At 66.1% G+C, this 26,848-nt stretch carries 26 protein-coding genes and 1 pseudogene; 12 read left to right on the top strand and 15 right to left on the bottom strand.

Features of this window, described 5'->3' with window-relative positions; translation table 11 throughout:
• Positions 1 to 55: 55 nt before the first annotated feature.
• Complete coding sequence (locus tag ABZV44_RS31280; protein WP_354844085.1) at positions 56 to 631, bottom strand: TetR/AcrR family transcriptional regulator; 576 nt, start codon at positions 629 to 631, stop codon at positions 56 to 58.
• Positions 632 to 657: 26 nt separating this feature from the next.
• On the opposite strand from ABZV44_RS31280, the gene ABZV44_RS31285 reads away from it, so the two are divergent.
• Complete coding sequence (locus ABZV44_RS31285; protein ID WP_354844087.1) at positions 658 to 1,302, top strand: nitroreductase/quinone reductase family protein; 645 nt, start codon at positions 658 to 660, stop codon at positions 1,300 to 1,302.
• 451 nt (positions 1,303 to 1,753) lie between these two features.
• On the top strand, positions 1,754 to 2,560 hold the full coding sequence (locus tag ABZV44_RS31290) for a hypothetical protein (protein WP_354844090.1): 807 nt from the start codon (positions 1,754 to 1,756) through the stop codon (positions 2,558 to 2,560).
• 308 nt (positions 2,561 to 2,868) lie between these two features.
• On the opposite strand, the gene ABZV44_RS31295 is transcribed toward ABZV44_RS31290, so the two are convergent.
• From ABZV44_RS31295 to ABZV44_RS31310, 4 genes are all read right to left on the bottom strand, one after another.
• Positions 2,869 to 4,575 (bottom strand): thiamine pyrophosphate-binding protein, encoded by a 1,707-nt coding sequence (locus tag ABZV44_RS31295; protein WP_354844093.1) that lies wholly within the window; start codon positions 4,573 to 4,575, stop codon positions 2,869 to 2,871.
• A gap of 59 nt (positions 4,576 to 4,634) precedes the next feature.
• Entirely contained in the window at positions 4,635 to 5,420 is a 786-nt protein-coding gene (locus ABZV44_RS31300) for a type 1 glutamine amidotransferase domain-containing protein (RefSeq protein ID WP_354844096.1), read from the bottom strand.
• 216 nt (positions 5,421 to 5,636) lie between these two features.
• The gene (locus ABZV44_RS31305) at positions 5,637 to 6,917 is read right to left on the bottom strand and encodes an MFS transporter (protein ID WP_354844100.1); all 1,281 of its coding nucleotides are present in this window, start codon (positions 6,915 to 6,917) and stop codon (positions 5,637 to 5,639) included.
• Between the two features lie 59 nt (positions 6,918 to 6,976).
• Positions 6,977 to 7,939, bottom strand: a complete 963-nt coding sequence (locus tag ABZV44_RS31310) for an alpha/beta hydrolase (RefSeq protein ID WP_354844102.1) — start codon at positions 7,937 to 7,939, stop codon at positions 6,977 to 6,979.
• Between the two features lie 105 nt (positions 7,940 to 8,044).
• Between ABZV44_RS31310 and ABZV44_RS31315 the strand changes: the two are divergent.
• The 3 genes and pseudogenes from ABZV44_RS31315 to ABZV44_RS31325 form a co-directional block, all read left to right on the top strand.
• Positions 8,045 to 8,293, top strand: a pseudogene (locus ABZV44_RS31315) (alpha/beta fold hydrolase); the annotation flags it as partial.
• Between the two features lie 187 nt (positions 8,294 to 8,480).
• On the top strand, positions 8,481 to 8,678 hold the full coding sequence (locus ABZV44_RS31320; protein WP_354844105.1) for a three-helix bundle dimerization domain-containing protein: 198 nt from the start codon (positions 8,481 to 8,483) through the stop codon (positions 8,676 to 8,678).
• A 12-nt stretch (positions 8,679 to 8,690) separates the two neighbouring features.
• Positions 8,691 to 8,924 carry a hypothetical protein gene (locus ABZV44_RS31325; RefSeq protein WP_354844108.1) on the top strand — a complete coding sequence of 78 codons (234 nt, stop codon included), beginning with the start codon at positions 8,691 to 8,693 and terminating at the stop codon, positions 8,922 to 8,924.
• Positions 8,925 to 9,003: 79 nt separating this feature from the next.
• Here the strand turns inward: ABZV44_RS31325 and ABZV44_RS31330 are convergent, their stop codons facing one another.
• Together ABZV44_RS31330 and ABZV44_RS31335 are read right to left on the bottom strand one after the other, a co-directional pair.
• Entirely contained in the window at positions 9,004 to 9,432 is a 429-nt protein-coding gene (locus tag ABZV44_RS31330; protein ID WP_354844467.1) for a response regulator, read from the bottom strand.
• A gap of 229 nt (positions 9,433 to 9,661) precedes the next feature.
• On the bottom strand, positions 9,662 to 10,150 hold the full coding sequence (locus tag ABZV44_RS31335) for a thioesterase family protein (protein ID WP_354844111.1): 489 nt from the start codon (positions 10,148 to 10,150) through the stop codon (positions 9,662 to 9,664).
• Positions 10,151 to 10,236: 86 nt separating this feature from the next.
• Between ABZV44_RS31335 and ABZV44_RS31340 the strand changes: the two genes are divergently transcribed.
• Positions 10,237 to 10,920, top strand: a complete 684-nt coding sequence (locus tag ABZV44_RS31340; protein ID WP_354844114.1) for a helix-turn-helix domain-containing protein — start codon at positions 10,237 to 10,239, stop codon at positions 10,918 to 10,920.
• Between the two features lie 465 nt (positions 10,921 to 11,385).
• Here the strand turns inward: ABZV44_RS31340 and ABZV44_RS31345 are convergent, their stop codons facing one another.
• Positions 11,386 to 11,961 carry a TetR family transcriptional regulator gene (locus tag ABZV44_RS31345; protein ID WP_354844117.1) on the bottom strand — a complete coding sequence of 192 codons (576 nt, stop codon included), beginning with the start codon at positions 11,959 to 11,961 and terminating at the stop codon, positions 11,386 to 11,388.
• 113 nt (positions 11,962 to 12,074) lie between these two features.
• Between ABZV44_RS31345 and ABZV44_RS31350 the strand changes: the two genes are divergently transcribed.
• Complete coding sequence (locus ABZV44_RS31350; protein ID WP_354844120.1) at positions 12,075 to 12,950, top strand: SDR family oxidoreductase; 876 nt, start codon at positions 12,075 to 12,077, stop codon at positions 12,948 to 12,950.
• On the opposite strand, the gene ABZV44_RS31355 is transcribed toward ABZV44_RS31350, so the two are convergent.
• Both ABZV44_RS31355 and ABZV44_RS31360 read right to left on the bottom strand, forming a co-directional pair.
• A complete protein-coding gene (locus tag ABZV44_RS31355; RefSeq protein ID WP_354844123.1) occupies positions 12,935 to 13,237 on the bottom strand; it encodes a hypothetical protein in 303 nt (100 codons plus the stop codon). The genes ABZV44_RS31350 and ABZV44_RS31355 overlap by 16 nt on opposite strands.
• Before the next feature lie 78 nt (positions 13,238 to 13,315).
• Positions 13,316 to 14,005 (bottom strand): alpha/beta hydrolase, encoded by a 690-nt coding sequence (locus ABZV44_RS31360; protein ID WP_354844126.1) that lies wholly within the window; start codon positions 14,003 to 14,005, stop codon positions 13,316 to 13,318.
• Positions 14,006 to 14,392: 387 nt separating this feature from the next.
• Between ABZV44_RS31360 and ABZV44_RS31365 the strand changes: the two genes are divergently transcribed.
• The gene (locus ABZV44_RS31365; RefSeq protein ID WP_354844129.1) at positions 14,393 to 15,133 is read left to right on the top strand and encodes an SDR family oxidoreductase; all 741 of its coding nucleotides are present in this window, start codon (positions 14,393 to 14,395) and stop codon (positions 15,131 to 15,133) included.
• A 353-nt stretch (positions 15,134 to 15,486) separates the two neighbouring features.
• Complete coding sequence (locus ABZV44_RS31370; protein ID WP_354844132.1) at positions 15,487 to 16,992, top strand: catalase; 1,506 nt, start codon at positions 15,487 to 15,489, stop codon at positions 16,990 to 16,992.
• A 240-nt stretch (positions 16,993 to 17,232) separates the two neighbouring features.
• On the opposite strand, the gene ABZV44_RS31375 is transcribed toward ABZV44_RS31370, so the two are convergent.
• The 3 genes from ABZV44_RS31375 to ABZV44_RS31385 form a co-directional block, all read right to left on the bottom strand.
• Positions 17,233 to 18,618, bottom strand: coding sequence for a mercuric reductase (locus tag ABZV44_RS31375; protein WP_354844135.1), 1,386 nt, complete (start codon positions 18,616 to 18,618; stop codon positions 17,233 to 17,235).
• A 100-nt stretch (positions 18,619 to 18,718) separates the two neighbouring features.
• Entirely contained in the window at positions 18,719 to 19,291 is a 573-nt protein-coding gene (locus ABZV44_RS31380) for an NADPH-dependent FMN reductase (protein ID WP_354844137.1), read from the bottom strand.
• A gap of 369 nt (positions 19,292 to 19,660) precedes the next feature.
• On the bottom strand, positions 19,661 to 20,161 hold the full coding sequence (locus ABZV44_RS31385; RefSeq protein WP_354844140.1) for a transglycosylase SLT domain-containing protein: 501 nt from the start codon (positions 20,159 to 20,161) through the stop codon (positions 19,661 to 19,663).
• A gap of 376 nt (positions 20,162 to 20,537) precedes the next feature.
• On the opposite strand from ABZV44_RS31385, the gene ABZV44_RS31390 reads away from it, so the two are divergent.
• Positions 20,538 to 21,209 (top strand): cyclase family protein, encoded by a 672-nt coding sequence (locus tag ABZV44_RS31390; protein WP_354844143.1) that lies wholly within the window; start codon positions 20,538 to 20,540, stop codon positions 21,207 to 21,209.
• Here the strand turns inward: ABZV44_RS31390 and ABZV44_RS31395 are convergent, their stop codons facing one another.
• A complete protein-coding gene (locus ABZV44_RS31395; protein WP_354844146.1) occupies positions 21,210 to 21,701 on the bottom strand; it encodes a helix-turn-helix domain-containing protein in 492 nt (163 codons plus the stop codon).
• Positions 21,702 to 21,796: 95 nt separating this feature from the next.
• Between ABZV44_RS31395 and ABZV44_RS31400 the strand changes: the two genes are divergently transcribed.
• Positions 21,797 to 22,303: a hypothetical protein gene (locus ABZV44_RS31400; protein WP_354844148.1), complete on the top strand. Its 507-nt coding sequence runs from the start codon at positions 21,797 to 21,799 to the stop codon at positions 22,301 to 22,303.
• Positions 22,304 to 22,595: 292 nt separating this feature from the next.
• On the opposite strand, the gene ABZV44_RS31405 is transcribed toward ABZV44_RS31400, so the two are convergent.
• Positions 22,596 to 23,105: a transglycosylase SLT domain-containing protein gene (locus ABZV44_RS31405; protein ID WP_354844151.1), complete on the bottom strand. Its 510-nt coding sequence runs from the start codon at positions 23,103 to 23,105 to the stop codon at positions 22,596 to 22,598.
• Positions 23,106 to 23,516: 411 nt separating this feature from the next.
• Between ABZV44_RS31405 and ABZV44_RS31410 the strand changes: the two genes are divergently transcribed.
• Positions 23,517 to 26,798: a protein kinase gene (locus ABZV44_RS31410; protein WP_354844154.1), complete on the top strand. Its 3,282-nt coding sequence runs from the start codon at positions 23,517 to 23,519 to the stop codon at positions 26,796 to 26,798.
• Positions 26,799 to 26,848: the final 50 nt, after the last annotated feature.

A 26,848-nucleotide genomic window follows, 5' to 3' on the forward strand; every position in this document is an offset into this window, starting at 1 on the left:
CAATTCCCCGGCCTTTGCACTGTCTCTACGAATGGCGTTCGATCTGGGCATCGATCTACGAGATGAGCGACCGTACGTGTAGCGACAGCGCGGCGGCTAGTTCGCCGCGCGGGTAGAGCTCGCGGCTGCTGACCGCGTCGAGTGCGAGACCGTCGACCGTGGCGAGCAGTATCGCGGATCGTGTCGAGGGGTCGGGGATGTTCGCGGCGGCCAGTTGGGTCTCGAGTTCCCGGCGAATCTCGGCCAGTGTGCGGTGTTGGATGCCGGCGAGGGTTTCGTTGGTGGCCGCGCGCGCGGCGAAGGAGACCATCACCCGGGCCTCGTGCTCGCGTTCGTCGTCGAGTGGAAGCAGTTGGGACAGTGCGGTGATCAATCGGTCGGTGAGGGGGGCCCGTGGGTCGATGGCGCTCATGCGGGCGCGCACCCGGGCGGTGAGCTGTTCGAAGGCGAAGGCGTAGAGCTCGTCCTTGGTAGTGAAGTGGTGCTGAACGGCGCCGATGGAAACCTCGGCCGCGGCGGCGATCTCACGGATGCTCGCGGCGTCGAGCCCCCTCGAGCCCGCGATGGCGAACACCGCGTCGGCGAGCTGCTCCGAGCTGGTTGATCCGTATTTGCGCACATCGACAACCATACACTCGTATGGAACAATACGAGTGTATGGAAGTATTTCGAAAAGCCCGCTCGCGCACCGTGATCACCGGTTCCGCGGCCCTGGCCGCCCTGGTGTGGATCACGTGGAAGGTCGACCCCACGGCCTCCTCGTCCCCGCTGGTTCCCTCCGTGGAGTCGGCGCTTCTGCTCGCCAATATTCCGCTCACCATCGGGTGGCCGAGCCGGAAGCGCGCCGCGGTGGCGGCCTTCCAGCGCTATCTGCTCAATCCCGTTGTGCGCCTGTTGTTCCGGATCGGCTTCGTGCCCTTCGGCTATGCGCTTGTGGAGACGGTGGGGCGGCGAACCGGACGGCGATACCGAACACCGGTGGGCAACGGATCGGCCGGCGACGTCTTCTGGATCATCGCCGAACACGGGTACCAAGCCGGATACGTCCGCAATCTCATGGCCGAACCCACCGTCCGGGTGAAACTCCGGCAGGGCTGGCGCTTCGTCTGGCGCACCGGCCAGGCGACAGTTCTTCCCGACGAGGATCCGCTGGAACGGCAACGGCGACTGGCTCGTTGGCGACCACTGCGGATTCTCAACGCGATCATGGTCCGCGCGCTGGGCGCCGACCTGCTCGTCATCCGGATCGACTTGGACGAGCGTCTCGACTTGGTTCAGGGGCGCGGCCGCGCGCTGACCTGAAGTACTGCAGCCCACGGTAATTGCTCGCGTATGCGGTTCGTGAGGTAGTTGTATCGAGGGCGCCCCAACGGTCTTCCGTTGCGATGGTGGAGCGCTGGCAGCGTCGCGTGCTCGCTGCCGTGGGTCCGAGTGTGGTTGTGCTCAAAGCATTTCCGACATATTGGAGCTGACAGGTCGTGCCGTAGCGCGCAAGACCGTCCTGGCGATGGCACGCGGGCGGTGGTGAGCATCGTGACCGAGTGAGAAGCGTTGCCCGTGGGGGCAGTTGACAGTGGACTCGCCTCGAAGCGTGCCGCACCAGGTATTCGCGTCCACGTCCAGATTTAGGATCAGTCAGACCGAATAGCCTTGCGGTACGAGTGGTTCGGACGTATCAAGTAGTCCAGGTTCTATCGAGGCGGGTCGCGGTGCCACCGTGTTCGAGCCTGGTTTCGGCGAGAGAAGACCTCACGTGGTTGACGGAGTGCTGCTGGATACGAACTTCTTGTCCCTGTGGCACAGCGGATCGTGTGAAGCGCCCGAACCGGGTGCTTACTATGCGAGCACCACGACCCTGCAGGAGCTCTACAGCATGCAGGCGCCGCAGGGCTGGGGGTATCGATATCTGCTGCCGAGCCTCGCGAGGGACCATCTGTGGGGTCTGCCCGATATCAATCACCTCGTCGAGCTGTACCGGGGCCGAATACTCAAGGGTCAGGCGGGGATGGCCCGCACCGACAAGTTGCTGATCAACTTTCCGGCCAGTCTCGCGGGTCATGGTTTCGCCGCCTACCTGGAGAAGTCGCATCAGGCGGTGGCGAATGTGCAGAATGCGCGGGCGTTCGGACTGATCGAAGGCATGGCGTCGGTCGCGATCGACCGCAATATCGGGCGGATCGTAGGGGTTCGGGCTCGGTTCCTCAGCGACGTCGAGGTGGCGCCACTGCCGTTGACGATGAGTGAGATCACCATTGCGGTCGATCTGCTGCAGGAGGTCCTGCGCGCCAGGATCAACCTCAAGCAGCATCGCCGAAACTCCTTCAACGACTTGCTGATCCTCGCCACGGCGCTGCGATGGGGCCTCCGGCTCAAGACCGGCGACAGGCTGCTGCTCGAACTGGCCCTGCGGGCCGGAATGATCCAGACCGACGACGCCAGCGGAGTCGCGAGCCTGATTCCGCCGGCCGCTACCGCCGGTACCCCGCCCTCGTACGAGTCGAAGCGCTACATCAATTCTCGATGGCGGGCGCGGCGTCCGGCGGGCCGTCCGCGGTCCTGACATGACGGTGGCACAGTGCTCAACCGCGCGGCCCGGGGCGATGCGATTCCGATTCCGCCGAGCGCAAGGATTCACCGCTGTGGCCGTGTCTGTTTCGCTGGAACGCGAAAGGAGTCATCGCTCCGGTGTGGTCGGAGCGACAGGCGCTGCTGTTCTCCGCGCTGCTGAATCCGGGTGACAGTGTGGCCGTGGAGCGGGCCGGCTTCCCGTTGGCGGTGTGAATCCGTGCCGCTCGGCCACATTCACGCCGCGCTGACGGCAGGTGTCCGTGCCGGCACCTGTTGGCATCCACCGATCTACGCCGCGGGTCACACCGGCCGGAGTTGGGTGCCTTCGTGGTGTTGCGGGCCACGGGGCCCGTAGTCGAGTTCGGCTCCTCTGTTGCTGCTTTCGGTGACCGGGGCGGGAGAATCGAAGGGATCCATGATCGATTCGATGAAGATCAAGCTGTCATTGGGTGCGGAGAGGGCGTTGTGCAGGTCCGCCGGAGTCTTTGCGACGAATGATCGCGCCGTGGTGTCGGGGCGAAGCACCTTCGGCAGATCCGCGTATGCCCACGGGGCGATGTCGTTGTAGGACTCGGTCTTTCCGAGGTAGCCGCGCTCGATGGTGTATCCCCCGTTGTTGATCAGGAAGATCACCGGCTTGTGGTCGTGCCGCAGGATGGTCGACAGCTCCTGCGCGGTCAGCTGGAACGAGCCGTCGCCGACGAACAGTAGGTGGCGCCGGTCCGGTGCCGCGGTCAGCGTGCCCAGCAGGGCAGCGACCGAGTAGCCGATCGACCCCCAGTTGACCGATCCGACGAAGGTGCAGCCCTGCGGGAGTTTCAGGCCGAAGAGGGCGTATGACGTGCCGTTATCGACGAGCAGCACATCCCCGGGCCGGATGTAGTCCTGGATGGCTTGCCAGTACGCCGCCTGCGTCAGCTTGGCAGACCGGTCGGTGTGAGCGCGTGGCGCCGCTGCCGCGGGCCGGGGTGTGGTGCGATCGGCAACGCGCGGCGCCGCGTCGATGACGCCGCGGAGAACTTCCTGGAGCGAAACCGCCTGGTAGTTGTCCTTTCCGACGTCGGCCGAGTGTGCGCGCAGGTGGATCGTGTCGGCGGGCAGCGAGACCGTGAAGTCGCCCGTGGTCGCTTCTATGGGTCGGTATCCGATGCAGAGCAGGCAATCGGCGGCCTGCATCGCGTCGAGTGTGTGCTGCGCACTCGCTTCGCCGTTGTAGACGCCGGCGTAATAAGGGAACGTTTCGTCGATTACCGCCTTGGCGGTGTTGCTCACCGCGACCGGAAGTCGCATCTTCTGGGCGAGTTCCATGACCTCCGCGGCGACGCCGAATCGGTCCGCGTCCAGATCCACCAGAATCGCCGGTGCCCGGGCGCCGGACAGGTGGGCGGCGACCGCGGCGATGCACGACTGCAGCCGTTCGGGGTCGCTGGATGGCTGTTCGAGGACCAGCGGCTCGACCGGAACCTCGATATCGAGGTAGGCGATGTCGGACGGCAGCTCCAGGTACACCGGCAGTTTCTCCCGCCAGGCGGTAAGGATCAGCCTGTCGATCTCGATGGCGGCATTGCACGGGGTCAGTCTGGCCTGTGCGGCGGTCACCTGCGCGAACGCGCCGAGGAAGCGGTCCCAGGTCCCGTCGGCCATCGTGTGGTGCATCCCCAGGCCCCGATCGATGGACCTGAGTGGAATCGACCCGCAGATACAGACCACGGGAACATGCTCGGCATAGCAGCCGGCGACCCCGTTGATCGCACTCATCGCGCCTACCGCGTTCGTCACGAGCAGTGCGCCCATGCCTTTCAGCCGCGCGTAGCCGTCCGCCGCATAGGACGCATTCAGCTCGCCGCAATTGCCGACCCATTCGATGGCGCTGCGGTCTTGGAGTTGCTGGAGAAACTCGAGGTTGTAGTCGCCGGGGACGCCGAAGAGGTGGCTGATCCCGGCCTCCGTCAAACGGCGGAGCAGAAAGTCACCGATCGTCATTCGTCGGGTTTCGCGCATGGACATCACGTGCTCCTCCGAATCGCGGGGTCACGAAAAAATCGTCTCCACCCTGGCCGAATCGGTCAGGCACCTTTCAGAATCTCGACCATCCGGTTGCCGAGGACGGCGGCCGAGGCCGGGTTCTGGCCGGTGGTCAGGTTGCGATCCTCGACCATGTACGGCTCCCATATCGGCCCGCGGCTGAAATCGACGCCGATCTTCTCCCTGAGGTCGGTCTCGAGTAGCCATGGCGCGAGTGCGGCGACGCCCACGGCCTCCTCTTCCTCGTCGGTGAAGCAGGTGAGGCGATAACCCTCGAACGGCGACTCGCCTCCGATCCTGGTGGACAAGATCGAGGCCGGCGCGTGACAGACGATGAAAAGCGGTTTGCCCGAGGCCAGCTGCTGCGTCAGCAACCGCCCGCAGTCAGCGTCGAACGCCAGGTCCGCCATCGGACCGTGCCCGCCGGGGATGTACACCGCATCGAAATCCTCGAGACGCACATCCGACAAGTGCAACGGCCGCCGCAATGCCTCCGCTTCGCGAATGATCGACTCGAGCCGCAGGGCCCCATCCATGCCGCCCGCCATCTGAGGGCGCAGACTCATCATGTCGACTGTCGGGATCACACCGTTCGGTGTAGCGACGACCACCTGGTGCCCGGCATCGATGAGGATCCGATACGGGTTGGCGAACTCCTCGGCCCAGTATCCGGTCGCATATCGTGAGCCGTCCTTCATCACCCAGTAACTGGCACCACTGACGATAAAGAGCACCTTTGCCATCGCGAAAGCTCCTCTCGGATCCCACATGCCCGTTAATCGGAAAACATTTGGCAACCGAACCGCAATCTCCCCGATCCTACACAACGGCCTGCCCCGTGCCAGCAGGCTAACGGTCCGCAGCCGGAGTCAATCAGCGGCGGACCCTGCAAGAAACAGCAACGGCGACAACCGCTTTCGCGATGCCCCGGGTACCCCACCCGATGGCATCGCTGCGTTGGCGCGGATTCCCCCCCAGCCGCTGCGGGCCTGGGGGCTCAGGCAGTCCGCACCGGCTGACCTGCGCGGCGGGCACAGCTGACTTCACTCGGGCCCGTCGGGTCCGTCCGGATGAGGCGGCGTGCGTACCCGTCCCGCGATGGCCGCGGCCACCAGGCACGAGAGCGCGCCCACCAGCAGCGCCGCCCGTGGCCCGGAGGCGTCGATGATCCACCCGGTGATCAGGCTGCCGATGGGTGTGGTGCCGAGGAAGACGAAGACCCACAGCGCCATGATTCGCCCGCGATAGCTCGGATCCGCGTGCAGTTGCAGGGCGGTCGATGCCATGGTGACGAAGCTGAAGCCCGCGAACCCGGTCGCGATCAGGGCTGCGCAGGCGGTGGCCAGATTCGGTACGACTGCCGTCGCGGCGAGACTGATGCCGAAGGCGGCTGCGGTCGTAACCAGATAGGTGCGGCGGGGATGGCGTACCAGTCCGACTGCGAGCGAGCCGCCCACCGAACCGATGCTGAGCATGGTCGACAGCAGGCCGTAGGTGCCGCCGGTGCCGTGAAAAGTGCTCTCCGCCAGCACCGGGAGCAGCACCGGGAAGTTGAAGGCGAACAGTCCGACCAGCGCCATCATCGTCAGCGGCAGCCACAGTTGCTGGCGGGTGCGGGCATAGCGCAGTGCGGACAGCACCCCGTCCGATCGCGCCCGGACGGCAGCAGTAGCCGGTGCGGTGGGCCGGATCGCCACCAGCGCCCCGACCACCGCGAGGTAGGAGATGGCGTTCACCGCGAAACACGGTGTGGTGCCGATGAATGCGATCAGCAGTCCCGCCAGCGCGGGACCCACCACGCGGGCGCTGTTCATCACCACGCCGTTGACGCTGGCCGCACTGGCCAGATCCGTGGACGGAACCAGTTGTGCCACAAAGGCCTGCCGTGCGGGCGAATCGACGATCTGTACCACGCCGCCCGCCACGGTCACGCCGATGACCAGCGGGATCCCCGCCCTCCCGGTCACCGCCGCCGCCCACAGAACCGCCGCCAGCAATCCGGAGACCACCTGCGTACCGATCAGCAAGCGTCGCAGATCGACCCGATCCGCGACCACCCCGCCCCACGGTCCGAACAGCAGCGGCGGCACCCCGCCCGCGGCCAGCACCACACCCAGTGAGGCCGGTGATCCGGTCAGCTGCAACACCAGCCATCCGACCGCCGTCGCCTGCACGAACGTGCCACTGGCGGAGGCGATCTGCCCTGCGAAGTACCACCGGAACGGGCGCGACCGCAGTGCGCGAAAGGCATTCGCGCGCTCCCGTCGCGGAATCTGGTGTGCCGTGGCCGCTTCGGGCACGACCGTCACTGCGTCACGATCCATCGCGTTCGTATCACCCTCGGGTCGGCAGTTGCATTCTGCCCGTGGCGGCCGGGCCGGGGTCAGTCGTGCAGGGCCCGGGCCAGAACGCTGACCGCCTGCGCCACCGCGGCTGTCGCGGCGTGGGTGTCGTGCAGGGTGTTGAGCATGACGAAGTCGTGGACGATGCCGCCATAGCGGACGGCCGTCACCGGGACACCGGCGGCGCGCAGTTTGGCGGCGTACGCCTCGCCCTCGTCGCGCAGGACGTCGGCCTCCGCGGTGATGACCAGGGCCGGCGGGAGGCCGGCCAGTTGGTCGAGGCTGGCGCGCAGCGGGGACACGGTGATCTGGGCGCGATCCGAGTCACTGGTCGTGTACTGATCCCAGAACCATTGCATGCCTTCGAGAGTCAGGAAGTAGCCGGTGGCGAACTCGCGGTAGGAGCCGGTGTCGAAGTTGGCGTCGGTGACGGGGTAGAACAGGACCTGCTGGCGGAAGGAGACGTCGCCGCGGTCCTTGGCCATGAGGGTCAGGGCGATGGCCATATTGCCGCCCACGGAGTCTCCGGCGACGGCGATGCGGGTGCTGTCGAGCCCCTTGACGGCGCCGTCGGTGGTGACCCACTGGGCGACCCGGTAGGACTGCTCATTGGCGACCGGGTAGTGCACGTCGGGGGAGCGGTCGTACTCGGGGAACACCACGGCCGCATTCACCCCGACCGCCAGGTCGCGGACGAGGCGGTCGTGGGTGTGGGCGTCGCCGAAGACCCAGCCCGCGCCGTGGGTGTAGATGATGACCGGGAGGGTCCCGGTGGCGTCCTTGGGCTTGACGATGCGTACCCGGATCGATCCGGTCGGCCCGCCCTCGACGGTGATCCATTCCTCGTCGATTTCCGGCTTGAAGATCGGGGAATCCTGCACCCCGTCGACAGTCTTACGGCCCTCCTCCGGCGAAAGCTGGTACAGGAAGGGCGGTTCCGAGGTTGCGTCCACAAAGGCCTGGGCGGCGGGTTCGAGTGAGATGCCGTGCGGATTGCCTGCCATGATCGTTCTCCCTAGCGTCGCGTCGTGAGCGCACGCGTCGGTGCACCTTCCTCCAGCTTTCCCGCCGACGGTGGGCGACGGCCCCGCTTCATCGGCCAGGAATCCCTGAATTCGGGACACCGGCCGATCGGCTGGCGAGCGTGCGTCGCCTCCGTCCGGGCGGTCGCCGAGGCCATCGACGGCCCGGTGCTGCTGGCCGGTCACTCCTATGGCGGCGCGGTCATCACCGTCGCCGGTGTCGCGGACAATGTGGCCGGACTCGTCTACGTCTCCGGCTACGCGCTCGAGGAGGGGGAGAGTCTAGGCCAATTGCAGGGCGGCTTCCCGGATTCCGACCTCGCGGCGAACCTGGTCTACACCCCCTCGGGCGAGCAGTCGTCGTTGCCGCCACGATGCCGCCGGAACCTCCTCCTCGGCGGCATCGTCAATCACTGTGGCGTAGAACGTGATTGCCGTGCTGGTCGCGATCGAACGTGACATACTCCCCGAACCGAAAATGCCGGTGGTTGACGACGCAGGGGGTCGCGGACAACCATGAACCATGGCAGCACATGACGAAGATCAGCAGATCGCGGCACTCGTCCGACGCCTTGCCGCACAGTTTCCCGCACTCGATACCGGCGCCGTCGAGGGCGTCGTCGCCGAAATACACCGTGGTTTCGACGGCCGGCCGGTTCGCGATTTCGTTCCCTTGCTGGTCGAGCGTGGCGCACTGCGGAGGCTTTCGGCAACCGGCTGATACGAGCCGCCGGTGAGTGAGGATCCCGAACTCGCCCAGGCGCGTATGTTCCTCGCGGAACTCGAGTATCACGCCGAATGCCTGGTTCGCCGGCGCAGCCAGTGGCGAGACGACAAACCCAACCAGGCCGTCGAGGTCGAACTCGTGCAGGTCCACCGGCAGATCGGGAACCTCCGCCAGCGATTTACCGACCTGCGGCGGATATCCCGATGGTTTCGAGCGAGCGAACAACGAAACGGGGATTGATGGTGTGGTCCGCGGCCGAGACGACACCCCAACCGGGTTCGGTCTTCCACGTGGCGACCGAGGCGGGCTCGGTGATGTTTCAGGCCGCCTGCGGTGCTGTGAGATGGGTACAGATGTGGTCGAGCAGTTCGCGGGTTCTGAGCGGTTTGGGCAGGTAGTCGCATGCGCCGGCGGTGTAGGCGTCATCGATGGCATCGGGATCGCCATCGAGGGAGTTCACGATGATCGGAATCGGGGAACGATTCCGCAGCTGCCGGCACAGATCCGCGCCCGGCAGGTCCGGCAGGACCAGTTCGAGCAGCACCAGGTCCGGATGCCATCGTCGCGCGACGGTCAGAGCGCACTGCGCGTTGGGGGCAGAGATCACCTCATGGCCGGCATTGGCCAGCACGAGCGCCTCGATCTCCGCCATCGCCGGGTTGCTCTCGACGACAAGGACCTTGCCGGACCGAACCGCAGGGGTCCGCGGAAGCGTGAATTCTGTTGCAGAGCGCGGGAATTGGCTAATGGTGAATCCTTCGCAGACGGGTCCCCGACTGTCGAATCCGCAGCGTCACGGAGCTGAATGGAGGCGATCCTGCGCTCGCAATGTCGGTGCCGCGATCGAACGACTACGACACTATGCCAATCCGCAACCTTTCAGCAATGAATCTGTGAACAGTTTTCATGGCGTTCACATGACACGTCCACTCCCTGGCATCCCACTACCGGTACGCCCCGCCAATGTGCGACATCGTTCAGCGGTTTGCCAGAGGTGAGGGCAGGTCGGCGAAGTCGATGGTTCGGGCAAGGTCGCGCAGCAGTGTCAGGAGGTCGTCGGGCGGGCTGGTCAGGCGGCGCTGGGTGAGATCCAGCCAGCCGCCGGTGGAGGTGACCGTCGCGGCGACGGTGCCGTCGGCGCGGGTAAAGGTGTTGCGCATCATGAAGCGTGCGCCGTCATTGGACAGGCCTGCGAGGTGCAGTGACAGCCGTGCCGGTTCCAAGAGGCGTAGTTCGGTGCGATACCGCAGCTCGTCGGTCTGGATGACCGGGCCGAACCCGCGCTGCGCGAATTCACCGGCGGAGAAACCGGACCCGGCGAAATACTGCATTCTGCAGTTCTCGGCGGCGGCGAGATAGCCCGTGGTGCGCATGTGGCCGTTCTGATCCATGTCCGACCATTGCGGTTGGAACGCGACCTGGAAAGCGCTGGGGCCGCGATCGAGAATTGCTTGCTCGTTGCTCATGCGACTCATGTTGGCCCAGTGCCCTGGATCGTTCTAGTTCAAACTTTGAACCGATCGGTGGCCCGGTGCGCGGTTACCATTGCCGCGTGGGTGGATATGGTCAGTTCTGTGCTGTGGCGCGGGCGTTGGAGGTGGTCGGGGAACGGTGGACCCTGCTGATCGTGCGAGAGCTGCTGATGGGTGCGGCGTCGTTCAGTGATATCCGCCGAGGTTTGCCGCGAATTCCCAGAGCCACGCTATCGGCGCGGTTGCGGGGGCTTCGAGCCGCCGGAATCGTGGACGCCGACTACAGCCTCACCGATGCCGGGCTCGCCTTGGCCCCCGTGGTGCAGGAACTGGCCCGCTGGGCGGTCCGAACCGGCAGTGCGGCCCTGTCCGAGGACGACCTGGACACCGCGGCCCTGACTTGGGATATGCAGCGCCGCATCGACGCCACCCAGCTGCCCGCCCGCACCGTGGTCCTCGCGCTGACCTTCACCGACCGCCGACCCGCCGACCGGTTCTTCTGGCTGCACGTGTCGCCGACGGGCGTCAACTTGTGCCGGGACGACACCGGAGCCCCGGTCGATGTCTGGCTCACTGCCCCCACCACCGAGGTCACCCGCTGGTGGATCGGTGAGTTGTCCTGGCGCGACCTACAGGACCAACCCGGCGTCGATTTGCACGGCGACCCGGCCCTGCGCCGCCGGATCCCGCGGTGGTTCACTCGCTACGTCTTCACGCCCGAGGCCCTTGCTGCATCGGATGAGATTGTGCGCGACAGCAAGTGAGGGCCCGCGAGGCTCGAGGTAGGGATCGCTCAGGCTGAGCGGCGCTGGCGCTGGGCGAGCATGTGCGGAATGCCGTCGCGCGGCGCGGGTCGTCCGCTGAGGCCTCGACGGTGAACCACTCGGACACGAGTTCGTCCACACCGACACCCGCCCGAGCGGCACGGAGATGATCTCAGCCTGTTGATCTTCGGGGCGCCCGCGCTGGCCGGTTCGGTCAGCGCGGCGTGCGGCTCCGGCCGAGATCCGCCAGATCCCATCGCCGACCGTTTCGAACTCGCTGAAGCCGGTCTGCCACAATCGGTTCCGGTCCATGGGTGGATCGTGGAACACCTTGCACCGCAACATCGCCCATGACTGTCGGTCGGCCCGATAACCGCGCCACAACAGCAGCCCGCGTCGTCGCAGCGGTGCTGATACTCCTGCCCATGGCGAGGGGAGACGGCGCTTCGCCCGCCAGTAGGTTGGCTATTTGACCACCGTCCCGGTGGCGACCGCCTCGAGTTCGGCCAGCGTTTCGCGAATGAACTCGGCCAGGTTGCGGTCCGGCGGGGAATCGGCCCAGCCGGTGTAGGCGATCTTGAAGACCGCGATGCCGACTTCGGCGGTGAGGCCCGCGGTGGGCTCGGGGACGCCGCGCAGGCGTAGCGCCTCGGCGCTGCTTGCCGCGAGCGCGGCGAGCTTGGTCAGTTCCCGTTCCTGTAGTGCGGGGTTCGCGGCGACCACGGACCGGCGCTGTTGGGCGAAGTCCCGGCGTTGCCCGATCAGTTCGGCCACCGCCTCCAGGCCCGCCTCCAGCGCCGCGATCGGTGATGCTGAATCATCCGCCTCGGCAATGGCGTTCGTGATGATGTCGTGCAGGATCTGCTGGTTGCCGAACAGCACCTCACGCTTGTCGGCGAAGTGCCGGAAAAATGTGCGCTCGGTGAGCCCGGCTCGCTCGGCGATGTCGGCGACGGTGGTCTGATCGAAGCCGCGCTCCAGATACAGCTCCATTGCCGCGCGGCCGAGGCGGCCCGGCGCGTTCGGTTCCCAACGACCCATTCCGTGATTGTAAGGCAGTGACGTCAGCAACTGACGTCGAAGTGATGACAGAGGCTGACATGAGGGCTATTCTGATGACAGATGCTGACATCACAAGTCGAGAGGGCTTTCCCATGCGTCTTTTCGTCACCGGAGCTTCCGGTTTCATTGGTTCCCGCGTCGTTCCCGAACTCCTCGACGCAGGTCACGAGGTGGTCGGCCTGGCCAGGTCGGACGCCTCGGCTGCGGCCTTGACCGCGGCCGGCGCGCAGGTGCGCCGCGGCGATCTCCTCGATCCGGATGGTTTGCGTGCGGCCGCAGACGAGGCCGATGGGGTGGTTCACCTGGCTTTCCTCCATGACTTCTCCCAGTTCGAGGAGAATCAGCGCACCGATCGCCGGGTGGTCGACCTGTTCGGCGATGTTCTCGCGGGTTCCGATCGGCCGCTGGTGATCGCCTCAGGGCTGGTTCGGTTCGACACCGGTCGGCCCGGTGTGGCCGATGAACCGATGATCCGCCGCGCCACGGCCGCCGCCACGGTCCGGCTCGCCGAACGCGGCATCCGATCGGTGGTGCTGGGTCTGCCGCCGACGGTGCACGGCGCGGGCGACCGGGGATTCATCCACCGAATCGTCGAGATCGCGCGGGAGAAGGGCGTGTCCGGCTATGTCGGGGACGGTGCGCACGCCTGGTCGGCTGTGCACCGGGACGACGCCGCGCGGCTGTTTCGACTCGCGGTGGACAAGGCCGAAGCGGGAACGGTATTGCACGCGGTCGCCGATTCGGGCGTGGCGACCCGCGATATCGCCGAGGCCGTCGGTCGCCGGCTCGGGGTGCCGACCACCTCGATCGACCCCGCCGACGCGGTCAGCCACTTCGGTTGGCTGGGCATGATGTGGAGCATGCCGATGACCGGCGACGGCGGACCCGCCGCGGCCACGGTGGGCTGGGCGCCGAGCGGCCCAACGCTGCTCGCGGACCTGGCCGAACGCCACTACTTCCAGGACTGAGCCGGGTCACACGCCAGCACGCGGCACTGAGACGGGCCTTCGGTGAACCAGTTGTCGAGGGGGGCCTTCTCGTTGTCTGGACCGGCACCTACCAGGCGGCTCCAGGTCGGTTCGTGCGCCTGTGTCTCCCAGAACCGCGCGGGATCCTCGGCCCACGATCGATACACGGAGTCGAACACGATGAAACCAACTTTGTCTCTTCGGGTTTCGCGATACTCCGCGACGATCCATACCGAGCCGGCCAGCGCCAGGCGATGAGCGCCGGAACCTGTTGCGGTGCAGTACATCCGCGTCCCGATGATCACGCGTGCGCTGTCGGCCCCACTGAGCGTGCGGCCGACAGCCCGTTGTTGCTTACCGCTGGGTCAGACGGCTTCGGCCGCATTTCGGACGATGGCGGCGACCACTTCGGGACGGGACACGTAAATGGCATGGCTGCCAGGCGTTTCGGCCACGGTCGCGCCGATACGTTCGGCCATGGATGCCTGCGCCGCGGGCGGAATCATCTTGTCCTCGGTGACATGCAGGTACCAGCTGGGCTTGGACCGCCAGGCGGCCTCACTGATGGCCCCGCCGAGCGCTTCCACGCCCCACGGCACCTGGGAGTCGGCCAGGAACTTGGCGTCCGGCGCGGCAAGGTCACCGGCGAAGGAATCCGGGAACTTGGCCCGGTCCAGGAACAGATACCCCTGCACCGGCGGCAGGATCGGCGGTTGCGGGCCGTCCTGCGGGAACGTGGCGAGCAGGGTGTTCACCGATTCGCCCTTGTCGGGCGCGAACGCGGTGATGTAGACCAGCGCGGCCACTTTCTCGTGCGTCCCGGCCTCGGTGATGACCGCCCCACCATAGGAATGCCCGACCAATACGACCGGGCCGTCGATTTCGTCGAGCACCTGACGGGTGGTCGCGGCGTCGTCCTCCAGCGACTTGGTCGGGTTCTGCACCACCCGCACCGCGAACCCATCGCGGGTCAGCTCGTCATAGACACCCCGCCATCCGCCACCATCGACGAAGCCACCGTGAACCAGCACGACGGTCTTGTCCTGCGCAGTCATTCGAACTCTCCCTCTGCGAGTGGATTGCCATACGGCACAACCGAATATAAAGCGCGCGACAGCTGAGACATCCGTCATTTGACGTAGATCGGCGAGACCGGAGCGATCAGCAGATGACACGGCAGTCCCAGGTGTAGCCACCCGATCTCGGCTTCCTCGTACGTCGAGACATCGTGGCGGCGCTAGCCTGGTGTTGGGTCCGGGATGTGGCTTGTCCGAAGGACCGGTATGCGGGTTGGACCGCCGTCGCGCGAGATTCGGGAGTCCGGAACCCGGTGCGGTGCAGAACGTCCGCTACTGCCCGGGAGGAATGGTCGTAGTCGACAGCGACATCCCCGATGCCGGGCAAACGGTTCGATCAGATCAACCACGAAGTGAGGAGATCCGATGTCGGAACTGTCTGGACTCTCTGCGCTGGTGACCGGCGGTACCAGCGGAATCGGGCGCGCCACCGCGCTGACATTGGCGCGGCGCGGTGCGCGGGTGGCGCTGTCGGGGCGCGACGAGCAGCGCGGCAAGCAGGTGGTCGCCGAGATCGAGGCGTTCGGTGGCACAGCGGTGTTCATCCCGGCGGATCTGCGCGACAAGGCATCCGCGCAAGCGCTGGCCCGTGCCGCGGTCGCCCGGCTCGGCAAGATCGATGTCTTGGTCAACAACGCGGGCATCTACCCGTTCGGCCCGACGGAACAGACGTCGGAAGCCGATTTCGACGCGGTGTACGCCGTCAACGTCAAGGCACCATATTTCCTGGTGGCCGAACTCGCCCCCCAGATGGCCGAGCGCGGCCACGGTGCCATCGTCAACGTCACCACCATGGCCGACGAGTTCGGTGCCTCCGGGATGGGCCTGTACGGGTCCAGCAAGGCCGCGGTGGCGTTGCTGACCAAGGCGTGGACCGCCGAATACGGGCCCCGCGGGGTGCGGGTCAACGCGGTCAGCCCCGGGCCCATCCGCACCGAGGGCACCGCGGCATTCGAGGGCTTCGACGAGCTGGCGGCGACCACGCCCGCGGGACGGCCGGGAACACCGGAGGAGATCGCCGAGGCCATCGCCTTCCTGGCCGGCAGTCGAGCAGGCTACGTGTACGGCGCGATACTGCCGGTCGACGGCGGGCGCATCGCGATCTAGCCCCTGCGAGCCGGTGGTACCCGGACTCCTGTGCCCAGTGCTGGGTCGGTGCCGACCGGTTGCCGGGTGGGTTGAAAGGGTCTCTCGGACGTGATCGAATTGGAGCACGACGGGATTGGTTGGTCGTGGCAGATACTGGACTGCTTCGCGGTGTCGATCTGCAGGCTGCCACGGGGTACACGGTGTTCATGACTCTCTAGAAGCACCCGTCGCGTCTAGATGCGTTTCGGTCTCGACACGAGCACTCGACTCGTGCTCGCCGCCTGCACGCGGCCGGGTTGTCCGCGGTGCCGTGTTCGACACCGACCCACGACTATGTGGCCGTCGCTCTATGTCTGTGGACAAGGAGAGAGATGTCTGAGCCGAACTACACAACCGATGCCGCCGGAATTCCGGCACCCAGTGATGACCATTCCCTGACGGTCGGCCCGGATGGCCCGATCTTGCTGAACGACGCGTATCTGATCGAAAAGATGGCGTCGTTCAATCGTGAGCGCCTGGCGGAACGGCAACCGCATGCCAAGGGCGGCGGGGCGTTCGGCACGTTCGAAGTCACCCACGATGTCAGTGCCTACACCAAGGCCGCTGTGTTCCAGCCCGGCACGCAAACCGAAGTGCTGGTGCGGTTTTCCGCCGTCGCGGGCGAACAGGGATATCCCGACACCGTGCGGGATCTGCGTGGGTTCGCGGTGAGGTTCTACTCCGAACAGGGCAATTTCGACCTGGTCGGCAATAACACACCCGTCTTTTTCGTGCGGGATCCGATGAAGTTCCAGGACTTCATCCGGTCACAGAAGCGCCGCGCCGACAACAATCTGCGCGACAACGACATGCAGTGGGATTTCTGGACGCTGTCACCGGAATCGGCGCACCAGGTGACCTGGCTGATGGGAGATCGCGGCATCCCGGCCACCTTCCGGCACATGAACGGGTACTCCAGCCACACTTACATGTGGATCAACGCCGCGGGCGAACGGTTCTGGGTGAAGTACCACTTCAAGACCGATCAGGGCATCAAATTCCTCACCCAGCACGAAGCCGATCACATGGTCTCGATCGACATGGACTACCACCAGCGTGATCTGTGGAAAGCGATCGAACACGGCGAGTATCCGAGCTGGACCCTGAAGATGCAGATCATGCCGTTCGACGACGCGAAGACCTACCGCTACAACCCCTTCGATCTCACCAAGGTATGGCCACACGGCGATTATCCGTTGATCGACGTCGGCAAGATGACCTTGAACCGCAACCCGGCCAACTACTTCACCGACATCGAAGAAGCGGCATTCGAGCCCAGTAACGCTGTACCCGGCACGGGCCCCAGCCCCGACAAGATGCTGCTCGGGCGCTGGTTCTCCTATGCCGATGCGCACCGGCACCGGATTGGTATCAACTACAAAGAGCTACCGGTCAATTCGCCACACGCCGCCGAGGTCCGATTGTGGGCTAAAGACGGCGCCATGCGCCACCACAACCCAGGCGATCCGGTCTATGTGCCCAACTCGAAGGGCGGACCGCACGCCGATCCCGCTGTAGCGGGACCGTCTGCAGGTTGGTACGCCGACGGCGAGATTGTCAGAACCGCCTACACACTGCGCGCGGACGACGACGACTGGGGACAGGCCCGCACCCTGGTCCGGACGGTTCTCGACGACGACGCCAGGACACGACTGGTCGACAACATCGTCGCGCACCTGTTCGACGGAGTGAGTCGACCCGTGCTCACGCGAGCGTTCGTATACCTGCGCAACATCGACAAGGATCTCGGTGACCGAGTCGAACGAGGAGTACGGGCCAAGCAGGCGCAACACGAACCGACCGCCGCAGATCGACCGAAGGTCGGCCACCCGAGATAGCTTCGGCGATGGGCGCCGGTACGGCTGGTGGTCGCCACCGCCAGCCGTACATCATGGAGGCTGCGCAGTGCCGGGGTGTGGGAATCCTTGGCCCAGCTGCGATTTGGGTCGGCGCCGATGACTCCGACGCGCGGCGGCCCGGTGATGGCATCCTCGCGCCACCTCTCCATATTCACGAGTTGCCCTGAGCCGAAGGCCCTTTGGATTGGGGTTGTGCACCCGCGCATGCTCCGACACGGCTCAGGTGAACATCGTGAAGAGGGTGTTGAGGCCTTCGGCCAGGAGCGGGTGGGTGAAGATCGCGTCGGCCATGGCGGTGTGGGTGAGCTTGCCCAGCATGGCGACCTGGATCATGGTCATGATCTCGCCGCCTTCACTGCCGAGGACCGCGCAGCCCAGGATCTGACCGTTGTCCGCGTCGACGACGGCCTTCATGAAGCCGCGCGTCTCCCCGGTCTCGATGGCCCGGATGACGGCGCTCATCGGGAGCTTCGCCACCCGAATCACATGTCCGTTCGCCCTGGCCTCGCGCTCGGTCATGCCGACGCGGCCGAGCTGGGGGTCGATGAACACCGTGTATGGGACGGTCCGGTCCCGCGTGCTCGCCTTCTCGTGCCCGATCAGGTTGGCGTGCAGAATGCGGTAATCGTCGTAGGAAGAGTGGGTGAAGGCCGGGCCGGGGGTGACGTCTCCCATCGCGTAGACGCCGGGCACAGTGGTGTTCAGGTACTCGTCGACCTCGACGAAGCCGTGGTCGTCGAGACGGATGCCGGCCACCTCGGGGGTCAGCGCCTCCGTGTTCGGGATGCGTCCGATGGCCGAGAGCAGGTGTGAGCCTTCGAGCTGTCGCTCACCGTCGTTTGTGCGAACGGTCAGCCGCAGGCGACCGCCGGCGGTCGGCTCGACCCGGACCGGCGTCGACGAGGTCGAGACCGTGATCCCGTCATCGCGCAGGAGAGCGGCGACCTCGTCGGAGACGTCCTCGTCCTCGCGCGTCAGCAGGTGGGCGGCGTGCTGGACGATGGTGACCTCGCTGCCGAACCGGCGGAACATCTGTCCGAACTCCAGCCCGATGTAGCCGCCGCCGACGATGATCAGGTGCTCCGGGAGCTGGTCCAACTCCATGATCGACGTCGAATCGAGCACGGGGACCTGGTCCGCGCCGGGGATCGCCAGCGGCTTGGGCCGGGCACCCGTGTCGATGACGATCACCGGTGCGCTGATCTGCCGCCTCCCGCCGTCGGTCGAAGCGACCTCGACCGACTTCGGCCCGGTGAAATGAGCCTCGCCTTCGATCAGGTCGAGCCCGTCCCGCGCCAGGCGGCTCACGTAGTTCTCTCGCGCTCCGGCGACCATGGCCCGTTTGCGCTCGCGCACCGCGGCCAGGTCCACTGATACCGGACCGATTTGCACGCCGTACTCCGCGGCGCGGCGCGCCTGGTGGGCGAGGCGGGCGCTGGCGACCATCGTCTTGGTCGGGGTGCACCCGATGTTCACGCAGACACCGCCGAGTTGGCCACGCTCGACCAGCGCCACCCTTCGGCCCGCCTGCGCCAGCTCGACGGGAAGGAACCGACCGCCCTGGCTGGCTCCGATCACGATCGTGTCGTAGTGCTCATCGGCCATGACGTCTTCTCCCCTCGTCCTCGTTGCACCGGGCGGGTCGGTCGCGGCGGCAGGGAAACCACCGACACGGCACCGGTGCGCCACCGGCCGCGCGAATCGGTCAGCCGAGCTGGGGGACCACGCCGTGGACGCTGTCGATGAAAGCGGAGAAATCCGCCATGAACCGGGTGAGGAACTGCCTCGTCGAGTCGTCGAGGACATCGCCGTCGGGGGTGAAGACATCCGGGCGGAACTGGATGTAGGCCTCCGGGGAAGTCATCTGCGGGGAATTGCAGTAGCCCAGGACACTACGCAGGCTGAGCTGAGCAATCGCGGTGCCGATCTTGCCCGGCGAGGCGCCGATGACGGCGGACGGCTTGAGGGTGAACGAATTGTCGCCCCACGGGCGGCTGGCCCAGTCGATGGCATTCTTCAGCGCGCCCGGGATCGAGCGGTTGTATTCCGGCGTCACGAACAGCAGGGCGTCGACGGCGGTGATGGCTGCCTTGAGCGCGCGGCCCTCCGGCGGGTAGTCGGCGTCGTAGTCGTGGTTGTAGAGCGGCAGATCCTTGATCGGGATCTCGGTGAACGTCAACTGTGGTGGTGACAGCCGGATCAGGGCCTTGGACAGGATCCGGTTGATGGATTCCTTGGACAGACTGCCGATGATGTAGCCGACCGTGTAGGTACTCACGCGATGCCTCCTGACCAGAGATTTCCGATGCTGAACGGAGCGCCTGGCGTCGTAGACGCACGGCGGTTTCGACGGGAGTGCAGGGTCAACGTAGCACTTCACAGCGGTCGCTCGCCCGGGTATCGGACGCCTGCGGTCGGCGGCGGCGTCCGGCAGTGGATCGCCCTGCGAATCCGCTGCCGCCCCAACAAGATTCGCCAGAACTGCGAGACCTACCCGGCGTCGATTCAGTCGGTGGTGCCGCGGACGGATGTGGTTGAGGACAGGTTCGGCTCGAGTTTCCCCAAGGCGCGGAGCAGCACTATCTGTCCGGGTGGAACAAGACTCGCCGAGATCGAAGGCGCGTGGGCGGGGTCGGGTTTCCGGGGGTCAGTATGCGGAGTTGACGTTGTCCATGGATCCGTAGCGTGCGGCGGCGTAGTTGCAGGCGGCGGTGATGTTGGCTACGGGATCGTAGATGTCCCAGGAGGTTCCGGCGACGTGGTAGGCCTGGAACGTCGGATCGATGACCTGGAGCAGGCCTTTGGACGGGGTGCCGTTGGCTGCGTTGGTGTCGTAGAGGTTGATGGCGCTGGGGTCTCCGCCGGATTCGCGCATGATGTTGCGGTGGATGGCGTCGTAGCTGCCCGGAATGCCTTGTGCCGCCATGATATCCAGTGCCTGAAGGATCCAGCCGTCGAGATCGGAAACGTACACGCCGGATTCCGCCGAAACCTTGCCGGAGAGGCTCATGGCTGCCGGAGTGGTCCGTGCCGGCGATTCGGGGACGAGTGCCGAGGCCTGGGCGGTTGCCGTGATCGTCAGTGATGCGGCTGCCAGGGCGTAGATGGCGAGACGGCGGGCGGTCCGGGGACGGGGTCCGGTGGCCATTGAGTTCCTCCTCAGGAATTTCGATGCCGAGCACATGTCGCTCCTTTGCGACCTGCGGGGCGAAAGTGAGCCCTGGCGGCGTTTCGGGGGAATCGGCCGCGCTCGGCAGTGATGACAGCATTGGTCGCGGGCCTGTATAGGCACGACGGCCGATCTCCCGGAGACATACCTATTTCTGCTTCTCGATCAATCCGCCGCGTCGCCGGTACCCGGCCCTGGCGTGGCGGGCGGGTTCCCGCATTCCTCGGACCGCCGGTGATGCTGTGGCCGCAGCCGACTTCCTGGAGAAATTGGCAAGAGCCGCCTGCGGACGCTCGCCCTGGCAACGTCGCCTCCGATCCGAGATCTTCAGCGGGATCGAGGTACGGTTCCTGGCATGAGCAGGACAACCGTGGAGTTGTCCCATCCGATCTCGGACGGCATGCTCACCTACCCGGGATTGGCGGGACCGCGGGTCACCACAGATATTTCGCGTCAGCAGTCGCCGCTGATCGACATGGCCTATGACATCGCGCGGGTGGATATGGTCGGCAACACCGGCACCTATATCGACGCGCCCTTCCATTTCCATGCCGATGGCGCCGATATCGCCGAGTTGCCGCTGGAGCGGCTGCTCAATGTACCGATCGTGATGATCCGCGCGGCGGGCATGCGCGCGGTGGGACCGGATGTGCTCGGTGACCCGGCACGGCTATGGGGCAAGGCGGTGCTCGTGCACACCGGATGGTCGGCTCGGTGGGGGTCCCCGTCGTACCGGGGCCCCGGGCATCCGTTCCTGATCGGTGAGGTCGCCGAGGCGCTGGTCGCTGCGAATGTGGCGGTGGTCGGAATCGACTCGCTCGACATCGACGATATCTCGCTGCCCACGCGTCCCTGTCACCACGCATTGCTCGGGGCGGGAATCCCGATCATCGAGCAGATGACGAACCTGGATGTGGTCCCCGACATCGGTGCCAGGCTGGTCGCACTGCCGGCGCCGGTGCGCGGGATGGGCTCGTTTCCGCTGCGCGCTATCGCCTGGACCGATCACGGCGGCGCTGGTAACTGATCACGATTTCACGAATTGGGCCCCTGGGCCGGGGGCGCGGTGGATGGCCGATGGGGGTAGATGGGCATGGCCCGCGGCGCATTCCAGGACGAGCCGGACCGGGGCTTCGCAGTCGTGATCGGTGTCGGGGGTGTGATGGCGGATCACGACCGACGGGCCCTGCGGATCGGCCAGATACTTGTCGCCCCACTCCAGCAACGCCACCAGGGTCGGCCGCAGGTCCAGGCCGCGCTCGGTGAGGCGGTACTCGTAGCGCTGCCGGGAGCCCGGCTCCTGGTATGGGGTGCGTTGCAGCACACCGGCTTCGACCAGGCTGTCGAGCCGGGCGGAAAGCAGGTTGCTGGCGATACCCAAGCGATCACGGAAGTCGCTGAAGCGAGTCGCGCCATCGATGGCCTCTCGAACGATCAGCAGCGACCAGCGTTCCCCGACTACCGACAGTGCGCGTCCCACCGAGCAGTTGACGGTGTCGATTCGGCGATCCGGGTCCATGTGGCCACCCTATCGGGCTAGGTTGACAATCTCCACTCAGCGGCCCTAGCGTTCGTTCATCTGAGTTTAGAAACTAAATCTAGGAGGTCGTCGGCATGCCGATGCTCGATGTCTACATTCCCGAGGGCACCTTCACGGCCGAGCGGGAAGCGGCGCTGATGAATCAGATCACCGAAATCCTCATCCGCCACGAGGGATTCGACCCCGCCGATCCGGTCACGCGCTCGGTCTCGTGGGTGTTCCTGCACCGCCCGGCAGCGGTCTACGTCGGTGGCGCACCCGCCGACATGCCGCGGTACAAAGTGGTCCCGTCGGTCCCGGAAGGACAACTGGACACCGCCAAGCGAGCCGGCGTCATCGCAGAGGTCACCGAGGCGATACTCGACGCGGAGGACGGCGCATGGCCGCGTGATCCCGGCCGAATCTGGGTGTTCCCCACCGAGATTCCCGAGGGGCACTGGGGCGGATTCGGTGAAGTCAGGCCGTTGAGCCGTATTCTCGGCAGGCTGACCGGTGACGACGCACGGGCCGCCGAGCTGGCGGCGGAGCGGATCGCTGCCAGCCGCGTCGAACGCACCACGCTCCCGCACGGCGCGCGCTGACCACCCGGTACCGGTGCCGCCATCTCGAGGCAGCACCGGCACCGACGGCCTCCGGCAGCCGCGCGGATTATGGTGCGGCTCAGCCCGATTCGAGGCGGGAGCGCACGCCGCCCGAGGTGATGACCGGGAAAACCTCGAAGTCGATGAGGTCCGCCCAGTGCGCCATCCGCGCGCAGCAAGGTCTCGTCGTCGGCATGAATACCTCGTGAAACAGCGCGGTCCCGCCGAGCCCGAACCCGCGCGCGAAGATACTTCATGCGGGCGCGAGTCGGCGGGGTCGGGCTCCCGAGGGTCAGTATGCGGAGTTGACGTTGTCCATCGAACCGTAGCGTGCGGCGGCGTAGTTGCAGGCGGCGGTGATGTTGGCTACGGGATCGTAGATGTCCCAGGAGGTTCCGGCGACGTGGTAGGCCTGGAACGTCGGATCGATAACTTGGAGCAGGCCTTTGGACGGGGTGCCGCTGGCTGCGTTGGAGTCGTAGAGATTGATCGCGCCGGGATCTCCTCCGGATTCACGCATGATGTTGCGGTGGATCGCGTCATAGCTGCCCGGAATGCCTTGTGCGGACATGATATCGAGTGCTTGGCGGATCCAGGCGTCGAGGTCGGAACTGTACACGCCGGACTCGGCCAAAACCTTTGTGCCGGTAGTGCTCATGGCTGCCGGAGTGGTCCGTGCCGACGTTTCGGGGGCAAGTGCCGAGGCCTCGGCGGTTGCCGCGATCGACAATGATGCGGCCGCCAGGGCGTAGACAGCGAAGCGAAGGGCGCTCCGGGATCGGGGACGGCGTCCGGTAGCCATTGAGTTCCTCCTCAGGAATTTCGATGCCGAGCACATGTCGCTCCTTTGCGACCTGCGGGGCGAAAGTGAGCCCTGGCGGCGTTTCGGGGGAATCGGCCGCGCTCGGCAGTGATGACAGCATTGGTCGCGGGTCTGTTTCGGCACGACGGCCGATCTCCCGCAGACATACCTATTTCTGCTTCTTGCTCAATCCGCGTGCGGGGGTCCGCACGTAGCGGCGGAGACCTATCACCCAGCTGCGGGAACGGGCCGGCCCGTGTCCCTGAATTCGGCTGGTCGAATCGCGTTTTCCAACTCTGGAGCGTCTTCCCGATACTCGGTTGCCGAGGTTCGGCGGGGATACGCTGTGCGTTGACGAAGATCTGGCGGGTGTTGCTCGGTGCCGGGTCGCCGGTGGATGGTGGGCCGCTGATGAGTGAGGACGATCGGTTCCTGACAGTTCGTGACGTGTTCGATCGGGTCACGGAGGAGTTGGCCGCAGCCGGGTTCGAGGATGCCGAGGAGATCGGGCGGGGCGGTTTCGGTGTGGTCTACCGCTGCACGCAGACCGAGCTGGATCGGACGGTGGCGGTGAAGATCCTCACCGCCGAACTGGACGCGGAGAACCGGGCGCGGTTCTTCCGGGAGCAGCAAGCGATGGGCCGGTTGACCGGGCATCCGAACATCGTGACGATGCTGCAGGCGGGTGTCACCGCGAGCGGACGACCCTATCTGGTGATGCCGTATCACCCGGTCGGCTCGCTGGATGCACGGATCCGCGGGCAAGGTCCGCTGCCGGTCGAGACCGTGTTGTGGATCGGGGTGAAGATGGCCGGGGCGCTGGAGAGCGCGCATCGCCTCGGCATCGTGCATCGGGATGTGAAGCCGGGCAATGTGCTGCTGACCGATCATGGCGAGCCCGCGCTGACGGATTTCGGTATCGCGCGGATCGCCGGGGGCTTCCAGACGAGCGCGGGCACTTTGACCGGGTCGCCGGCGTTCACGGCCCCGGAGGTGCTCGAGGGCCAGGACCCCGCGCCGGCCGCGGATGTCTATGGGCTGGGCGCCACCCTGTTCTGCGCACTGACCGGGCATGCGGCATTCGAGCGTCGCAGCGGGGAGAACGTGGTGACCCAGTTCCTGCGGATCACCACCCAGCCGGTGCCCGACCTGCGCGAGAGCGGTATCCCTGATGATGTGTCCGCGGTGGTCGCGGCGGCGATGAGCCGCGATCCGCGCGAGCGGCCCTCAGCAGCGGCTTTGGGTGAGGCGATCCGGCAGGCGCAACGCCACCACGGGTTCACGGTCGACGAGATGGCGTTGCACCCCGAACCGGCCCGAGAGCGCCAGGACCGCAAGTCGGCTGAGCCACCAGGGTGGCGTCCGCCCGTGACGACGGCTCCACGCGGAGGCGGTACTTGGCCGCTGGAGTTGACCAGTTTCGTGGACCGCCGCACTGAGCTGGCGGAGTTGAAGAATCTGTTGTCGGCGGTGCGGTTGGTGACGTTGACCGGGATCGGTGGGGTCGGCAAGACCCGGCTGGCGTTGCGGGCGGCGGCGACCGCGCGCCGGGAGTTCGCCGACGGGGTGTGGCTGGTCGAGCTGGCTGATGTCCACGACCCGTCCCTGCTGGTCAATGCGGTGGCGGCCGTCCTGGGGTTGCGCGACGATCCGGCGCGGCCGTTGTCCGAGGTGTTGGTCGAGTTCCTGTCCACGCGGAAGTCGCTGGTGGTGCTGGACAACTGTGAGCAGTTGGTGGCGGGGGTGGCGGAACTGGTCGGGACATGGTTACGGACCTGTCCGGACCTGCGGATTCTGGTCACCACCCGCGAGCCGCTCGATATCGGCGGCGAGGCGGTGCTGTGGGTGGCGCCGCTGACGGTTCCGGACCCGGATCGGGAGCCGTCGGCGCGGGAATTGCGACGCTCCGATGCCGTGACTTTGTTCGCCGACCGGGCGAGCGCGGTGGTGCCGGGTCTGGAACTGTCCGACGACAACAAGGCGGCCGTGGCTCGGATCTGCGCCCGGTTGGACGGTTTGCCGTTGGCGATCGAGCTGGCCGCAGCGCGGATGCGCGCCATGTCGCCCGAGCAGATCCTGCACCGTCTCGACGATCGATACGCGCTGCTGACACGCGCCACCCGGACCGCGCCCACCCGGCAGCAGACACTGCGATGGTGTGTCGACTGGAGCTACGAATTGTGCACCCCGGCCGAGCAGCAGTTGTGGGCCCGGCTGTCGATATTCGCCGGAGGCTTCGAACTCGATGCGGCCGAACAGGTGTGCGGCGCCGATCTTGGTCCCGAGGATCTGCTCGATGTGCTGTCCTCGCTGGTGGACAAGTCGATCGTGATCCGCGAGGAGTCGAGTGGTGTGGTGCGGTTCCGGATGCTGGAGACAGTCCGCGATTACGGCCGAGAGAAGCTGCGCGAGTCCGGCGAGGATCATCGATTACGGCGTCGGCACCGCGACTGGTGCCACCAATTGGCGCTCGCCGCGGAGGCAGGGTGGATCAGCGACCGGCAGCCCGACTGGTCCGCCAGGCTCGAACGCGAACAACCCAACCTGCGCGACGCGCTCGAATACAGCCTGGCCGAAAACACCGAGCAGGCGGCCGAAGCCGGACTACAGATCGCCGCCGCCCTGTTCATGTTCTGGACTTTCCGAGGTCTGTACAGCGAAGGTCGCCGTTGGATCGACCAGCTTCTGCACCACCCGGCCCGGCAATCGGTACCCGACCGTGTCAAAGCCCTTCACGTCGGCTGCATCATGGCAGCGGTGCAGGGCGACGTGCCGGCGGCTGCCGCCCTTGCCGAGGAGGGACGCGTGCTCGCCGAACCGGTTCCCACCCCGATGACCCAGGCACTGATCGTCTACGCCGACGGTATCGTGGCGCTCTATCGCGGTGAGCTTCCTCTAGCGGTCTCCTGCTTGGAACGCGCTGTCGCGATGCTCAACTCGAATCGGCAAGGATCCCTTTACGCTGCCGCTTTGGCCCGACTCGGCGGAGTGCACGCACTGGCCGGTGATACAGAAGTGGCGATCCAGTGTTACCAGCAGTTGATCTCCATCACTGAAGAGGTCGGTGAATCGTACTTCCGATCGCTGGCGTTGTGGGGACTGGGCGTGGCCGCCTGGCGGCAAGGTGAACGGTCCCGGGCAATCGAATTGTTCGAGGATGCACTGCGAGTCAACCGGCGAATGCGCAGTCCGTTCGTTGCCGCGTTGAGCCTAGAGGTGCTGGCCTGGGTCGCCGATGCCAACGGTGACGCCGAGCGTGCAGCCGTACTGATGGGAGCCGCACAAGAAGGACGGCGGTCCTTCGGTAACCCTGCGCCCATCTTGCCAATGGTGGACAATCACGACGAGTGTGTCCGGACAACGCGATCCGCTCTCGGCGCCCGCAGATTCGATGCGGCATTCCGCAAAGGCAGAGCGATGGGGATGGACGACGCCATAGCTTATGCACTCGGCGAGAAACCTGCCGACACCGTGCCCGCATCGGGTCCGGCCGTGGCCCTCACCAAGCGTGAGAACCAGGTCGCGGACCTCATCGCGCAAGGCTTCACCAACAAGCAGATCGCCGCCAAACTGGTGATCTCCCAACGCACCGCCCAAGGCCACGTCGAGCACATCCTCACCAAACTCGGATTCACCTCCCGCGCGCAGATCGCGGCCTGGATCGCAGAAGACGCCGAACGACAGCTTCATTGACCTGCCGAACGGCAATGGGATCCGGTACCCAGGGAAGCTCGAGGGCGAAG

Source organism: Nocardia sp. NPDC004860 (assembly GCF_040609015.1).
Classification (GTDB): Bacteria; Actinomycetota; Actinomycetes; order Mycobacteriales; family Mycobacteriaceae; genus Nocardia.

What these genes read in the sequence shown, in the direction of transcription:
- ABZV44_RS31365 (WP_354844129.1), top strand. Translation starts at nt 14,393, where the DNA reads ATGTCGGAACTGTCTGGACTCTCTGCGCTGGTGACCGGCGGTACCAGC.
- ABZV44_RS31335 (WP_354844111.1), bottom strand. Translation starts at nt 10,150, where the DNA reads ATGAGCAACGAGCAAGCAATTCTCGATCGCGGCCCCAGCGCTTTCCAG.
- ABZV44_RS31370 (WP_354844132.1), top strand. Translation starts at nt 15,487, where the DNA reads ATGTCTGAGCCGAACTACACAACCGATGCCGCCGGAATTCCGGCACCC.
- ABZV44_RS31395 (WP_354844146.1), bottom strand. Translation starts at nt 21,701, where the DNA reads ATGGACCCGGATCGCCGAATCGACACCGTCAACTGCTCGGTGGGACGC.
- ABZV44_RS31360 (WP_354844126.1), bottom strand. Translation starts at nt 14,005, where the DNA reads ATGACTGCGCAGGACAAGACCGTCGTGCTGGTTCACGGTGGCTTCGTC.
- ABZV44_RS31285 (WP_354844087.1), top strand. Translation starts at nt 658, where the DNA reads ATGGAAGTATTTCGAAAAGCCCGCTCGCGCACCGTGATCACCGGTTCC.
- ABZV44_RS31310 (WP_354844102.1), bottom strand. Translation starts at nt 7,939, where the DNA reads ATGGCAGGCAATCCGCACGGCATCTCACTCGAACCCGCCGCCCAGGCC.
- ABZV44_RS31405 (WP_354844151.1), bottom strand. Translation starts at nt 23,105, where the DNA reads ATGGCTACCGGACGCCGTCCCCGATCCCGGAGCGCCCTTCGCTTCGCT.
- ABZV44_RS31350 (WP_354844120.1), top strand. Translation starts at nt 12,075, where the DNA reads ATGCGTCTTTTCGTCACCGGAGCTTCCGGTTTCATTGGTTCCCGCGTC.
- ABZV44_RS31345 (WP_354844117.1), bottom strand. Translation starts at nt 11,961, where the DNA reads ATGGGTCGTTGGGAACCGAACGCGCCGGGCCGCCTCGGCCGCGCGGCA.
- ABZV44_RS31400 (WP_354844148.1), top strand. Translation starts at nt 21,797, where the DNA reads ATGCCGATGCTCGATGTCTACATTCCCGAGGGCACCTTCACGGCCGAG.
- ABZV44_RS31355 (WP_354844123.1), bottom strand. Translation starts at nt 13,237, where the DNA reads ATGTACTGCACCGCAACAGGTTCCGGCGCTCATCGCCTGGCGCTGGCC.
- ABZV44_RS31375 (WP_354844135.1), bottom strand. Translation starts at nt 18,618, where the DNA reads ATGGCCGATGAGCACTACGACACGATCGTGATCGGAGCCAGCCAGGGC.
- ABZV44_RS31385 (WP_354844140.1), bottom strand. Translation starts at nt 20,161, where the DNA reads ATGGCCACCGGACCCCGTCCCCGGACCGCCCGCCGTCTCGCCATCTAC.
- ABZV44_RS31410 (WP_354844154.1), top strand. Translation starts at nt 23,517, where the DNA reads ATGAGTGAGGACGATCGGTTCCTGACAGTTCGTGACGTGTTCGATCGG.
- ABZV44_RS31305 (WP_354844100.1), bottom strand. Translation starts at nt 6,917, where the DNA reads ATGGATCGTGACGCAGTGACGGTCGTGCCCGAAGCGGCCACGGCACAC.
- ABZV44_RS31295 (WP_354844093.1), bottom strand. Translation starts at nt 4,575, where the DNA reads ATGTCCATGCGCGAAACCCGACGAATGACGATCGGTGACTTTCTGCTC.
- ABZV44_RS31320 (WP_354844105.1), top strand. Translation starts at nt 8,481, where the DNA reads ATGGCAGCACATGACGAAGATCAGCAGATCGCGGCACTCGTCCGACGC.
- ABZV44_RS31390 (WP_354844143.1), top strand. Translation starts at nt 20,538, where the DNA reads ATGAGCAGGACAACCGTGGAGTTGTCCCATCCGATCTCGGACGGCATG.
- ABZV44_RS31280 (WP_354844085.1), bottom strand. Translation starts at nt 631, where the DNA reads ATGGTTGTCGATGTGCGCAAATACGGATCAACCAGCTCGGAGCAGCTC.